10 protein-coding genes are annotated in these 13175 nt (G+C 65.1%); 3 read left to right on the plus strand and 7 right to left on the minus strand.

The window, feature by feature from the left end:
- Positions 1 to 10 precede the first annotated feature (10 nt).
- Entirely contained in the window at positions 11 to 2029 is a 2019-nt protein-coding gene (dnaX, locus tag ACVRRC_RS17115) for a DNA polymerase III subunit gamma/tau (RefSeq protein WP_014596491.1), read from the minus strand.
- Between the two features lie 86 nt (positions 2030 to 2115).
- Positions 2116 to 3261, minus strand: a complete 1146-nt coding sequence (gene pdxB / locus ACVRRC_RS17120) for a 4-phosphoerythronate dehydrogenase PdxB (RefSeq protein ID WP_019407641.1) — start codon at positions 3259 to 3261, stop codon at positions 2116 to 2118.
- 121 nt (positions 3262 to 3382) lie between these two features.
- Here pdxB and ACVRRC_RS17125 point away from each other — a divergent pair, with 121 nt between their 5' ends.
- Positions 3383 to 4777 (plus strand): MATE family efflux transporter, encoded by a 1395-nt coding sequence (locus ACVRRC_RS17125; protein WP_125866138.1) that lies wholly within the window; start codon positions 3383 to 3385, stop codon positions 4775 to 4777.
- Between the two features lie 10 nt (positions 4778 to 4787).
- On the opposite strand, the gene ACVRRC_RS17130 is transcribed toward ACVRRC_RS17125, so the two are convergent.
- The 5 genes from ACVRRC_RS17130 to ACVRRC_RS17150 all read right to left on the minus strand — a co-directional run bounded on the left by ACVRRC_RS17130 (position 4788) and on the right by ACVRRC_RS17150 (position 10896).
- Complete coding sequence (locus ACVRRC_RS17130; protein WP_017245329.1) at positions 4788 to 5891, minus strand: cyclic nucleotide-binding domain-containing protein; 1104 nt, start codon at positions 5889 to 5891, stop codon at positions 4788 to 4790.
- A 17-nt stretch (positions 5892 to 5908) separates the two neighbouring features.
- A complete protein-coding gene (locus ACVRRC_RS17135; RefSeq protein ID WP_472997276.1) occupies positions 5909 to 6856 on the minus strand; it encodes a 1-aminocyclopropane-1-carboxylate deaminase/D-cysteine desulfhydrase in 948 nt (315 codons plus the stop codon).
- 8 nt (positions 6857 to 6864) lie between these two features.
- Entirely contained in the window at positions 6865 to 8223 is a 1359-nt protein-coding gene (locus ACVRRC_RS17140; protein WP_472997277.1) for a chromosome partitioning protein ParA, read from the minus strand.
- Between the two features lie 187 nt (positions 8224 to 8410).
- Complete coding sequence (locus ACVRRC_RS17145) at positions 8411 to 8833, minus strand: nuclear transport factor 2 family protein (protein ID WP_106443378.1); 423 nt, start codon at positions 8831 to 8833, stop codon at positions 8411 to 8413.
- A 32-nt stretch (positions 8834 to 8865) separates the two neighbouring features.
- Positions 8866 to 10896, minus strand: coding sequence for an NADPH-dependent 2,4-dienoyl-CoA reductase (locus ACVRRC_RS17150; RefSeq protein ID WP_017245326.1), 2031 nt, complete (start codon positions 10894 to 10896; stop codon positions 8866 to 8868).
- A 187-nt stretch (positions 10897 to 11083) separates the two neighbouring features.
- Here ACVRRC_RS17150 and ACVRRC_RS17155 point away from each other — a divergent pair, with 187 nt between their 5' ends.
- Together ACVRRC_RS17155 and ACVRRC_RS17160 are read left to right on the plus strand one after the other, a co-directional pair.
- The gene (locus ACVRRC_RS17155) at positions 11084 to 12097 is read left to right on the plus strand and encodes a carbon-nitrogen hydrolase family protein (RefSeq protein ID WP_472997278.1); all 1014 of its coding nucleotides are present in this window, start codon (positions 11084 to 11086) and stop codon (positions 12095 to 12097) included.
- Complete coding sequence (locus tag ACVRRC_RS17160) at positions 12094 to 13131, plus strand: AraC family transcriptional regulator (RefSeq protein ID WP_048329391.1); 1038 nt, start codon at positions 12094 to 12096, stop codon at positions 13129 to 13131. The genes ACVRRC_RS17155 and ACVRRC_RS17160 overlap by 4 nt, the downstream gene beginning before the upstream one ends.
- Positions 13132 to 13175: the final 44 nt, after the last annotated feature.

Here is a 13175-nt window from a genome sequence, read left to right on the forward strand (position 1 = left end):
CTCAATTCGATCAGGGTTCTGAGTGTTCTACGGGTTCGATGGTGCCTTCGCGGATCACCGCGGCGAACTGCTGCATCAACTGCTGGACCAGCGGGTCCGCATGAATCGATTGTTCAGCGGCGCGCTGTCGCTCGGCGCGACGACGCTGCGCGGCCTGCGCCGGCGTTTCCTGCTCGGGCTTCTGCAGCACGATATCGAGCTGCAACGTACGCCCGTGGTACTGATTCAACGCATCGTTCAACCGGCGCTGCTGCGTCGGGTTGAACAGGGCACTCTGGGCCGGGTCGAGATGCATCAGCCAGCGATCGCCTTCCACCGAAATCAACGTGCAGTTGGCCGCGATGCTGCCGGTCAGGCCGGACAGACCGAGCTTGAGATAGAGCTCCAGCCATTCGGCAGCCAGCCCGGTGGCAGGCTCAACTGCCGGCAGCGGTTCGACCTCCTGCTGGTCCGTCTCGTCCTGCTGCAGCTCCTCGAAGTAAGCCTCGGCCTGATTTTCGACCTCGAAATAGTCTTCGTCGGTCAGCGGCGGCTCGTCATCGTCAGGCTCTTCGACCTGAACCACGGCAGCCACATGGTCGGGTGGCCCGTCCAGTGCCGGCTCGGGCAGTATTGCATTGGCCTCGACGGCAACCGGCGGGACCTCGGGCGGTTCGTTCCAGGGTACATCGATCACCGGCACGGCCTGCTCTTGCGCAGGCGTTGCCGGCGACGGCGCCACGGCAGGCAGTTCGGGGGCCACTGTGGCCGCCGACTCAGCCGGACTGGCTATCACCACCGGAGCCGCTGGCGGCGCCACAGCGGCGGCAGGACCAACCGGAGCGGGGGCTGAAACAGGCGACACGCCGGGGGCAGCGGTATCGGCCACCGCTGCAGGCTTGGAATCAGCTGTGGCCGGACTGATTCCCAAATTCTTTAGCGATGTTCGTGGCGCGTCACCCGTATCCGCTGGGCGGAACGCCAACATACGCAGCAGAACCATTTCGAAGCCACTGCGCGGATCGGGTGCCAATGGCAGATCGCGTCGCCCGATCAGGCCCATCTGATAATAGAACTGCACGTCTTCGGCTGGCAGCGCCTGCGCCAGCGCCAGCACCCGATCGCGATCGCCCTGGCCATTGTCCACCGCTTCCGGTAGCGCCTGGGCGATGGCGACGCGATGCAACACATTGAGCATTTCCGCGAGTACGCCGGCCCAATCCGGCCCCTGCTCAGCGAGATGACGAACGGCTTCGAGCAGTGCCCGGGCATCGCCCTCGAGCAGCGCCTGCAGTACGCCATAGACCTGACCGTGATCGAGCGTGCCGAGCATCGCCCGCACATCGGCGGCCAGCACCTTGCCCTCACCGAAGGCGATCGCCTGGTCGGTCAGGCTCATGGCATCGCGCATCGAACCGTCCGCGGCGCGACCGAGCAGCCACAGCGCATCTTCCTCGAAAGGAACGTTCTCGACGCCAAGCACATGGGTCAGGTGCTCAACGACTCGCTCCGGCGGCATGTTTTTCAGCGAGAACTGCAGGCAGCGCGACAGGATGGTCACTGGCAACTTCTGCGGATCGGTGGTCGCGAGCAGGAACTTGACGTGGGGCGGCGGCTCTTCGAGGGTCTTGAGCAGCGCGTTGAAAGAGTGCGACGAGAGCATGTGTACTTCGTCGATCAGGTAGACCTTGTAGCGTCCACGACTCGGCGCGTACTGCACGTTGTCCAGCAGTTCGCGCGTGTCCTCGACCTTGGTGCGGCTTGCAGCGTCCACCTCGATCAGGTCGACGAAGCGCCCCTCATCGATCTCCCGGCAGACCGAACACTGCCCGCAGGGTGTGGAACTGACGCCCGTCTCGCAGTTCAGGCACTTGGCGATGATCCGCGCGATCGTCGTCTTGCCGACGCCGCGGGTACCGGTGAACAGATAGGCATGGTGCAGGCGCTGATTGTCCAGCGCGTTGATCAGGGCCTTGAGCACATGCGTCTGGCCGACCATTTCGCGGAACGAGCGCGGACGCCATTTACGTGCAAGAACCTGATAACTCATAACACCATCGCGGGGAACTAGGCAGAGGACGGGTAATGCTAGCGGAGCAGGATGGAAATTGCATCCGAGCTGAGTCCGATCCGAGGCTAGCGCAGCAAGCGGGCCCCGAGCGCGCTCACCACCGCCGTCAACGCCGGATTGTCCCCCTCTATCCTTACGGCGAGACCGTCGATCTCACGTCGCGCCGGGTAGGCCTTGCGCAGCAGATCGAAGGCAGCCCGGCGCTGCGCATCGTCGCCCTGGAGACTGCGGCGGAAGTCCGCGTCGTCGCGACGCGGGTCGTAGACCGCCCTGCACAGCGTTGCCAGCATCTCGGCCGGCTCTGCCGATGCGGCGAAGGTGAGCCCGGCAAGCGCAGGGCCGGGCATCAGCTGCGCCAGCTCGACGGCCGGCTCAAGGCCGCGAGCGGCGCAGTAGGCCGCATGGATCTGCGCCGTGCCACGCAATTTGCCGTCCAGGCTGTAGCCGGCGATGTGTGGCGTGGCGATGCGACACAGATCAGCCAGTTCGACGTCCACCTGTGGCTCGCCTTCCCAGACATCCAGCACCGCCTCGAGATCCGGACGCTGCAGCAGCAGATCGCGCAACGCCGCGTTATCCACCACCGCTCCTCTGCTGGCGTTGATCAGCCAGGCACCCGGTCGCAGCCCGTTCAGGCGCTGACGGTCGAACAGATGGAAGGTCGGGCAGTCGCCGCTCATGCTTAACGGGGTGTGCAGACTAATGACATCGCACTCGGCAATCACTTCATCCAGCGTCACGAAACCGCCTGCCTCGCGAGTCTGGCGCGGCGGGTCGCAAACGCGCACATCCCAGCCGAGGCCTCGCAGCACTTCGACCAGGCGCCCGCCTACCTCGCCGGCACCCACCACGCCGAAGCGGCGTCGCGCCAGGGCTTCGCCCCTGACTTCGGCTAAGGCCAACAGGCAACCCAATACGTAATCGACCACCCCCCGCGCGTTGCAGCCAGGCGCGCTGGCCCAATCGATGCCGGACTGTTCGAAATAGTCGAGGTCCAGATGGTCGGTGCCGATGGTGCAGGTGCCGACGAAGCGCACCGCGGTGCCTTGCAGCAATTCGCGATCGACCCGCGTCACCGAGCGCACGAGCAGCACATCCACGCCCTCCAGCGCCGCCCGATTGATGCGACGCCCGGGCATGCGACGGATCTCGCCGAGACCGGCAAAGAACTCATCGACCAGCGGGATGTTTTCGTCGGCAAGGATGTGCATGGTGTGGCTCCGATTGGGGGAAGCACATTCTAGACGGGCCGCCGACGCTTTGCCGCCTTCCTGCGTGCAGCGACCCGGCGTAGACTAGCGCGTTTCTTGTATACAACTGGAACGCCTCGCAATGCCCACTGAGCTTCGACTCAGACGGGTCCGCCTTGAACTGCGCACCCTCTTCGCCCTCGCCCTGCCCATGATGATCGCTCAGCTGGCCAGCACTGCCATGGGCTTTGTCGATACCGTGATGGCCGGCCGCGTCAGTCCGCACGACCTGGCTGCCGTCGCGCTGGGCAACTCGATCTGGGTGCCGGTCTATCTGCTGGTCAGCGGCATCACCCTGGCCACCACACCCAACGTCGCCCAGCGCTTCGGCGCCGGGCACCACGCTGAAATCGGCCCGCTGGTGCGCCAGGCCCTGTGGATGGGCGTTGGCATCGGCATCGGCAGTGCACTGCTAATGTGGAACGCGAAGCCGGTGCTGCATCTGATGAAGGTCGAACCCGCCCTGATCGATCCAACCATGGCATACCTGCGCGCCGTCGCCTGCGGCTTCCCGGCCATGGCGCTGTATCAGGTACTGCGTTGCTTCAGCGACGGGTTGGGTCACCCACGGCCGAGCATGGTCATCGGCATTCTCGGCCTGCTGCTGAACATCCCGCTGAACTACGTGTTCATCTACGGCAAGCTCGGTATGCCGGCGCTGGGTGGAGTGGGTTGCGGCGTATCCACGGCACTGGTGATGCTGTTCATGCTGACGTCCATGGCCATCTGGGTGAAGCGTGCGCCGGCCTATCAGGCAAGCCAGCTGTTCTCCCGCTTCGAGGGCCCGCGCTGGCCGATGCTTCGTCGCCTGCTGTCGGTCGGCGTGCCCATCGGCATCGCCGTGTTCGCCGAAGCGAGCATTTTCTCCGTGATCGCGCTGCTGATCGGTGCGCTCGGTGCGACGGTGGTGGCCGGGCATCAGATCGCCCTGAACTTCACCTCGCTGATCTTCATGATCCCGCTGTCGCTGGGGATGGCCGTGACCGTGCGCATCGGTCAGGAGCTGGGCCGCAGCGCACCGCGCGATGCCCGTTTCGTAGCCGGCGTCGGGATCGCCGCAGCGCTGGTCTATGCCTGTTTCTCGGCGAGCGTCATGCTGCTGTTCAGCGAGCAGATCGCACGGATCTATACGCCTGATCCAGCGGTGATCGCGGTCGCCGCCAGCCTGTTCTTCTATGCCGCGCTGTTCCAGTTCTCGGACGTGGTTCAGGTCACCGCGGCGGGCGCGCTGCGCGGTTATCAGGACACCCGCATGACCATGGTCTACACGCTGTTCGCCTACTGGGGCATCGGATTGCCGGTGGGTTACCTGCTGGGGCTGACCGATAAGCTTGGCCCGGCGAGCGGGCCGAGCGGCCTGTGGCAGGGCCTGATCGCTGGTCTCAGCTGCGCGGCGCTGCTGCTGAGCGTGCGGCTGGCACGTAGTGCGCGCCGGGAAATCCGCCGCCATGCCGCATTGCGCAGAAGCGCGGCCTGAGCCAACCCGCTCAGAGGCTGCGTTCTATGCGTCCATCGGACCGAGCCAGATAGCCGGTGCCGCACTCCCACAGCAGCGCCGCGCGATCATCGCTGCCGAGCGCATCGAGCCCGCCCCGCAGCGCATAGGCAGTGAAACCGAGCTGGGTCAGCAGGAAGACCGCACTCGCGCTGCGCTTGCCACTTTCGCAATAGCACAGGTAGGTGCGGCGGGGATTCAGCAGTCGCGTTTTCAGCCGCAGCAGGTGCAGCGGCATGTGCAGCGCCTGCATGGCATGGCCGCGCTCGTAGTCATCGGCGAGCCGAACGTCCAGCCACTGAGCGCCGCAGCCGAGCAGATCGGCCACTTCGTCCAGATCGACCTCGCTCACCACCGGCGCCTTGAGCAATTCGAAAAAGTCGGCCCGGCCCAGGCGCAGCACGCTGCCGTCCTCGATCATTGCCACGCTGGCGTTGCGCGGACGATCTTCCAGCAGCGCTTCCTCGCCGAAACAGGCGCCGGTTTCGAGCTCCGCCAAGAGCTGTTCGCCACTGCCCTCGGCCTTGAGCACCTGCGCCCGACCACTCTTGAGGAAATAGCAGCAGTCCCCCGCCTCGCCTTCACGCAATAGCGTCTGCCCGGCCGGTGCCTCGACCGACACGAGCCGGTGCAGCATGCTGCGTATGTTCTGCGGAGGAACCTGGGCGAACAGGGGATTTTCGAGCAGACGTTCCAGCCACTCCGTTTCTTCGCCGTCCATGGTCAGCTGCAGCAGCACATCCTGCAGCGCTTGGCGCCAGGAAAGCAGGCGATCGAGTTCCACGGCATCCACGCTCAGCAGATGGCAATCCTCCAGTGCCCGCACCTCCCGCGTCCGTTCTGACAGCAGGCTATGCAGCGCCGCCGGAGTCCCCGCCGCGAGCAGCCCCTGTTGCCCCTCGACATCGCTGACGAGCAGCTTCCCGGCCATCAGGTAGTAGCGTGTCGTCGCGTGCCGTTCGTCCAGCTCAAGCACCTCGCCTGCGGTGAGCACAAGCGGCACGGTGCGCGCACGCAGCTCCCAGAGCTGACGTGGCGACAGCGCGTTCAACGGGATCAGATCACGCAGCTGATCAGGGTGCAGCGGTTTGTTCATCCTAGAAAATCCAACCTCTAGCCATGGATCAGCTTGTGCAGCTGACTCTCAGCAGCACGGCGCCCCTGCAATCCACCGGTGTGGACGAAAAGCACGCGTGTGCCGGCGGCAACATAACCGCGCTCGACATAAAGGCGCAATGCCATCATGGTCTTTGCGGTATAGATCGGATCAAGCGGCACCCCGCCGTCACGCTCGGCCGTGTACATGAAATTCGCCAGCTCCTTGTCGAACCGGGCGAAACCGCCGCGGCTGGCATCCAGCAGCTCGTAGCCCTCATTGGCAACGCCCGCCTGCGCGAGCAGCGCCGCCACATTGTCATCGACAGCATGCGATGGCGGGCCGGCCAGCGCGCCGATTACCGGATGCCGCCCGGCCTCGCCGATGACCAGTCCGGCCAGGGTCGTTCCGGTTCCGGCGGCAAGCCAGACAGCGTCGTAATCGTCCCAACCGACCGCAGCCAGTGCCGATGGCAGCCTTGGCACGAGTTCGGCGCAACCCAGGGCGCCAGGCAGCCCGCCTCCGCCCTCGGGAATGCAGTAGTAACCGCGATGGCGTTGCTGCCATGGCTGCCAGAAGCCGGGCAGGTTGCGTGCCCGGAAGCCACCGTAGCCCAGCCAGTGGATCTGCATGCCCCAGGCTTGCAGATCGGCCACCGTCGGCGTGTCCTGCTCGTGTCCACGCAGCAGACCGACCGTCGCGAAACCGAAACGGTGACCGGCCGCGGCCAGAGCGTGCAGATGGTTGGAATGCGGACCACCAAGGCTGATGAGCCCCGGCGCGCCGGCACGGCGGGCTGCGTCCAGATGGTTAACGAGCTTGAACCACTTGTTTCCGGACAGCTCCGGGTCCGCCAGGTCGAGCCGCAACACCACCACGTCGACAGCGGCCTGCTGCAACCAGTCCAGATGCAGACGTTGCAGAATCAGCGAGGCATCGGAGGCGACGCAAAGTTCGGAAATCAACAAACGGCTCAGCTACCGGTACGCTGCCGGTCTTCCTTACGATGCCGGGCACAGCAGTTGGATTCGCCGATCACGAAACGACTCGGTGCATCGACCTTGTCCAGCGGCATGGCGCAACGCTCGCCACTGGCCAAAGTCGCGATACAGGCGGGTTTCTGGTAGTGCTCGAGCCATTGCCGGTACTGTTCCTCGGAGACGAAGCACTTGGCAGCGGCATAAGCGAGGGGGTTGGCTCGGTAGCGAGCAAGGTCCTGCAGCGCGATGGTCAGATGTCCGGCGCCCGGATGGTAGGCCATGAACACCACGCCCTGGCGCGACAGGTCCTCCAGCACCCGGTCACCGCTCTGCCGCAGCGTCTCGCATTCGTTCTTCAGCCGCTGGATCTCATCTTCCTGCTGCGCGTCCAGCTCATTGCGATAGGCCAGTTCGACGTCGCGGATCGCCACCTGCTCCTTGTACTCGGCCACTGCTGCGGCGATGCGCGCCTGGGCCTCATGCTCGAACTGCTCTCGCGCCGCGCCGATCTCGACACGACCGCTGACTTCCAGCGTGCGCAACTGCTTGCTCATCTCCTCGCGGGCTTTCTGGAAGCTTTCCGCCTGCGCAGTCATCTGCGCATGCAGGCTGGCATTGAGTTCGGTCTGTTGCTGCAGCTGCTGCTGCAGCGAGCGGATCTCGTCCTGCAGAAGCTTGCGTTCCTTGTCCGCCGCCGCAGCGCTCTTGAGCGCGTCCTCTTCCCGCAAACGTTCGAGATTGGCGATGCGCTGACGCTGCTGCTTGATGAGCAACGCGGCTTTCTGGCGCTGCTCCCGCTCGTGACTTTCGGATCGCTGGGCAGTGGCCTCCTTGCCAGCCTCGGCCGCGTACCAGGCGTCTTCGGCCACCATCTGCAGGCGTTCGGCAGGCACGACAGGCGCGCCCTCGTCCTCCACCAGCAGGCCGAGCTGGTTGCGCTTGATGGTGTCGCGCAGCAGTGCCAGATCGTTGCGCTCGGCGCTGACCTTGGGATCCCACATATGCATCTGGTGCCAGGAGACGGGGCACTGGCTGCGGCAGGCCAGGCGAATGGGGCCGGCGCCCATGTCCGGCCCGCGGCCGGTGCGCTCGGCCAGCTGGCGCAGCGGAATGTTCCAGCCGTCATCGGCGGAACCATCTTCATTGAAGTCGAGGCAGAAAAAGACGGCGGCACGCACCTGCAGCCGCGGGTTGATCATCACGTAGACGGCATGCATCTGGCGGTCAGCGAACTCGGGCAACGCAACCACCCCGTCCAGCACCGCTTCGAACTCCGGATACAGCATTTCCTTGCAGATGGTGCCTTCGTTGTAGAACAGCACGGCCTCGACCATCTGCGGTTTGTTCTGCATGCTCGACTTCCCTTATCGCCCGTCACCGCGAGCCCGAATACTGAAACGCTTATCCACGATCGCGTCTCTTTGGGGCTCGAGTTTAGGGGAATTGATCAAGCGTGCAATGTGACTCGGTTGGCAGCGAGCCCGCGCATCGCGCGACCCGCCAGAGCCGTCCGGCGGATTTGCGATGAGCTTAGCTAATTCAGCTACCGCCATAGGCGGCGAGGCGACGCTTCATCTCGTCGCCAAGCGCCTGCAAGCCGCTCATGGGGCGAACCATCACCTCGAATTCGATGATCCGGCCCGTTTCGTCGAAACGGATCAGATCGATGCCCTTCAGTTCGCGATCACCCACCCTGGCACTGAACTCGAGCACGACATCGCGGCCTTCGGCGCTGGCCAGCTCGCGGTGATAGCGGAAGCCTTCGAACACCTGCAGCACGGTATTGAGGATCAGGTTGACCGCAGGCGCTCCTTCATAAGGCTTGTGAGCCATCGGCGAGCGGAACACCGCCAGGGGGTGCAGCAGTTCCGGCAAGCCGCTCAGATCGCGCTGGGCGATCATCGCGTGCCAGGCCTGCAGGCATTCGGCGGCTTGCGGCTGCAGCATTGTATTGATGTCCATACGCGTGCTCCGTGGGTTAAGCCTGAATGGAATCAGAGCGCCGCGGCCAGACGGCAGCCCTGATTGATGGCTCGCTTGGCATCGAGTTCGGCCGCCACATCAGCGCCGCCGATCAGGTGGACCCGGGCGCCCGCAGCCTCCAGCGTCTGCTGAAGCTCACGCAGTGGCTCCTGGCCGGCGCAGAGAATGACCGTATCCACCGGCAGCACCTGCGGCTCGCCCTCGCCGACACGGATATGCAGCCCGGCGTCGTCGATCTGCAGATACTCGACCGAATTGAGCATCTGGACGTGCTTGTTCTTCAGTCCCGTGCGATGAATCCAGCCGGTGGTCTTGCCCAGCCCGTTGCCGACCTTGGATTTCTTGCGCTGCAGCAGATAGACCTGGCGCTTGGGTGCATGCGGCGCCGGTTGGATGCCAGCGATGCCGCCGCGCACGGAAAGGCCGAGATCGATGCCCCACTCCTTCCAGAACGCCTCGCGGTCCAGGCTGGTGGATTGTCCATCGTGGGTGATGTACTCCGACACGTCGAAGCCGATGCCACCGGCACCGATCACCGCCACGCGCTGGCCGACCGGCTTGCGTTCGAGAATCGCGTCTAGATAGCCGATCACCTTCGGATGGTCGATTCCGGGAATCTCCGGGGTGCGCGGCACGATGCCCGTGGCCAGGATGATCTCGTCGAAACCGCCCGCCAGCAGCGCCTCTGCCGTGGCGCGGGTATTCAGGCGCACCTCGACCCCGGTTTCCTCCAGCCGATTCTGGAAATAGCGCAGGGTCTCGTAAAACTCTTCCTTGCCTGGCACGCGCTTGGCGACATTGAACTGCCCACCGATTTCGCTTGCAGCGTCGAACAGCGTCACCTGATGCCCCCGCTCCGCTGCGACGGTCGCTGCGGCGAGGCCCGCCGGACCGGCGCCGACCACCGCGATCTTCTTCACCGCGGTGGTGGGAATGTAGTTGAGCTCTGTTTCATAGCAGGCACGGGGGTTGACCAGGCAGGTGGTCAGCTTGCCGCTGAAGGTATGGTCCAGGCAGGCCTGGTTGCAGCCGATGCAGGTATTGATCCGCTCGCTGTGCCCAGCGGCCGCCTTGTTGACGAACTCCGGATCGGCGAGGAACGGACGTGCCATGGACACCATGTCGGCATCACCCTCCGCCAGCACCTGTTCGGCCACTTCCGGCGTGTTGATGCGGTTGGTGGTGATCAGCGGAACGTTCACCTCGCCGCGCAGCTTGGCGGTGACCTTGGTGAACGCCGCGCGCGGCACCTTGGTGGCGATGGTCGGAATCCGCGCCTCGTGCCAGCCGATGCCGGTGTTGATCAGCGTGGCGCCGGCCTGCTCGATGGCCTTTGCCAGCTGCACCACCTCTTCCCAGATGCTGCCGCCCTCGATCAGGTCGAGCATGGACAGGCGATAGATGATGATGAAGTTCGGGCCGACCGCCTCACGCACCCGGCGCACGATCTCCACCGGCAGACGCATGCGGTTCTCGTAGCTGCCGCCCCAGCGGTCGGTACGGTGGTTGGTGTGAGCGACCAGGAACTGGTTGATGAAGTAGCCTTCCGAACCCATGATCTCTACGCCGTCGTAGCCGGCGCGCTGGGCCAGGGTCGCGCAGTTGACGAAATCGCGAATCTGCTTCTCGATGCCCTCTTCGTCCAGCTCCCGCGGGGTGAACGGGTTGATCGGCGCCTGGATCGCACTGGGTGCGACCAGCTGCGGGCTGTAGGCATAGCGACCGGCGTGCAGAATCTGCATGCAGATCTTGCCGCCGGCCTCGTGCACGGCCTGGGTGACGATCTTGTGCTCTTCGGCCTCTTCCGGCGTTGACAGCTTGGCGGCACCGGCGCGCACCGAGCCTTCCTCATTGGGCCCGACGCCACCGGTGACGATAAGGCCGACGCCACCGCGGGCGCGCTCGGCGAAGAACGCCGCCATCCGCTCGAAGCCGTTGGGCATCTCCTCCAGACCGGTGTGCATGGAGCCCATCAGGGTGCGGTTGCGCAGCGTGGTGAAGCCCAGATCGAGCGGAGCCAGCAGATGCGGGAAGGCGGTCATCGGTGTGTCCTCATCATTGTCGGTGCCGAGCCTCTTGGGGCTGCGGTCGGATATGCAGCGACGATAAACAGCCCAAACCTCACGCTCAATGATCATAAATGACAACTTTCTGATCATTCAGCGCAAAACGCTTGGCAAGCCACGCCGCATTACCTAGTCTGACGGCGTTCATCACGGCCTTCTTTTCATGCGCACCTATCTGAATCTCGCACTGCTGGCGGTCCTGGCCGGCGTCTCGCTCGCGGTCTATTTCGACTGGACCCACGACCGCCGCAGCGGGCCGCTGCTATCCGACCTACGCACATTGACCATCGAAAGCCGCGGTCAGGCCGGCGGCGCGGGCAATCTGCTGGGCATCGAAACCCGACTGCAACCGGCCGACTACCAGAGCCGCGAGCGGCTGCAGCTGAAGTTCCGTACCTACCTGCAACAGGCGGCGGATGAAGGACTGCTCAGCGAGCGCACCGTCGTGGTCTTGCCCGAGCATGTCGGCACCGGCCTCTTCGCCCTGGGCGAGAAGCCGGAAGTCCAGCAGGCGCGAACGCTGCGCGACGCCATGCAGTGGATGGCGTTGAGCAACCCCGGGCGGTATCTGCGCGTCCTGACCGGCAACCAGGGCGACGACCGCCGCACCGGTGCCGTGCTGCGCCTCAAAGCGCGGCAGATGGCCGAAGAGTACCAGGCGATTTTCGGCGGCCTCGCCAAGGAGTTCGGCGTCACCCTGGTAGCGGGCTCGATCGTGCTGCCCGAGCCCTATCTGGAAAACGACAGGCTCAAGATCGGCGACGGACCGCTGCGCCAGATCAGCCTGACCTTCGACGGCCGCGGCAAGCCGCTCGGTGCTTTGCAGTACAAGCACGCCTTGAGCCGGTACGAGCGACGCTACAGCGTCGCCCCGATCCCCGAACCGCACCGACTGATCGAAACGCCCGCAGGTTCGCTGGCGGTGCTGCTAGGTTGCGATGCCTACCTGCAGCGACCGCCAGCGGAGGCGAGACTGCTGGCGGTACCGGGCGCCCTGGCGGACCCACAATCTGCCTGCGGCAGCGCACCCGACAACCGGCTCGCCGAACCCTCAGCCATGTCCGTGCATACCCTGGCCGTCCCCTGGAACCTGCTCGGCTCCCCACGCCGCCCGGCCCCACCGGGACATGGCATTCCGGTACAGATCAAGAACCACTGGCTTGGAAGCGCGCCATGAATGCGCAACGGGTGCGGCTGGGCGATCTTTCGGTCGGCTTCCTGCACAGTCTGGGTGAGGCGCTGCAGCTGTATGGGCAGGATCCGCAACCGCTGCTGCAGGCCTATGGGCTGGATGCAGAGCGCCTCGCCGAGCCTCATGCACGGCTGTCCATCCCGCGCTATATGCGGCTCGGCCATGCGGCGATTCAGCTGGCCGGCGATCCCGCGCTGGGCCTGGAGATGGGACGTCTGCGCAAGCCGAGCCACCTCGGGCTCGCCGGACTGACCGCCACCCAGGCGCCGACGGTGCGAGACGCGGCGCGGGCTCTGATCCGTTACGAACCCTTGTATGCCTCCAACTATCGCGGCAGCTCGAGCTTCCACGAAAACGCCGCCGGTGCCTGGCTGCGCTTCTATTCCATCAGCCCTTACAACGCCTACAACCGTTTCGTGGTCGACACCGTGCTCGCCAGCTGGATCGCCCAGCTGACACGCCTGTGCGGGCAGCCGCTGGTGCCCGCGGCAATCCATATCGAGTTCGAGGCACCGGAATATGCGGCGCGTTACGAAGCGCTGTTCGGTCGCCCGGTGGCCTTCGGCGCCGAAGCGAACCAGCTGCAGCTGGATCAGCGCGCGCTGGCCCTGCGCAATCCGGAGCACTGTCCCGGCACCTGGAGACATCTGGTCGAGCTGTGCGAAGGCGAGCTGGAGCGGCGTACCCGCACCCGCAGCCTGCGCGAACGCGTCACGCAGATGCTCGGACCCATGCTCAAGGGGCAGGAGCCAGACCTGCAGCAGATAGCCTCCCGCCTGCAGATGCCCGCCTGGACGTTGCGGCGCAAACTGGCCGAAGAAGGCAGCAGCTACCGCGCAATCATGAACGACACACGTCGCGATCTGGCGATGGCCTATATCCGCGATACCGAATCGGCCTTCGGCGAAATCGCCTGGCTGCTCGGCTTTTCCTCCGCGGAGGCGTTCCAGCGCGCCTTCAAGCGCTGGAGCGGTCAGACGCCGGGTGATTACCGGCGCGCGCAGCGGCGCGGCGTCTGACCAGTCGACCCTTCGGACTAGAGTTCGACGGCGTCCTCGGCACT

It is taken from the genome of Stutzerimonas sp. LR2 (genome assembly GCF_055755175.1).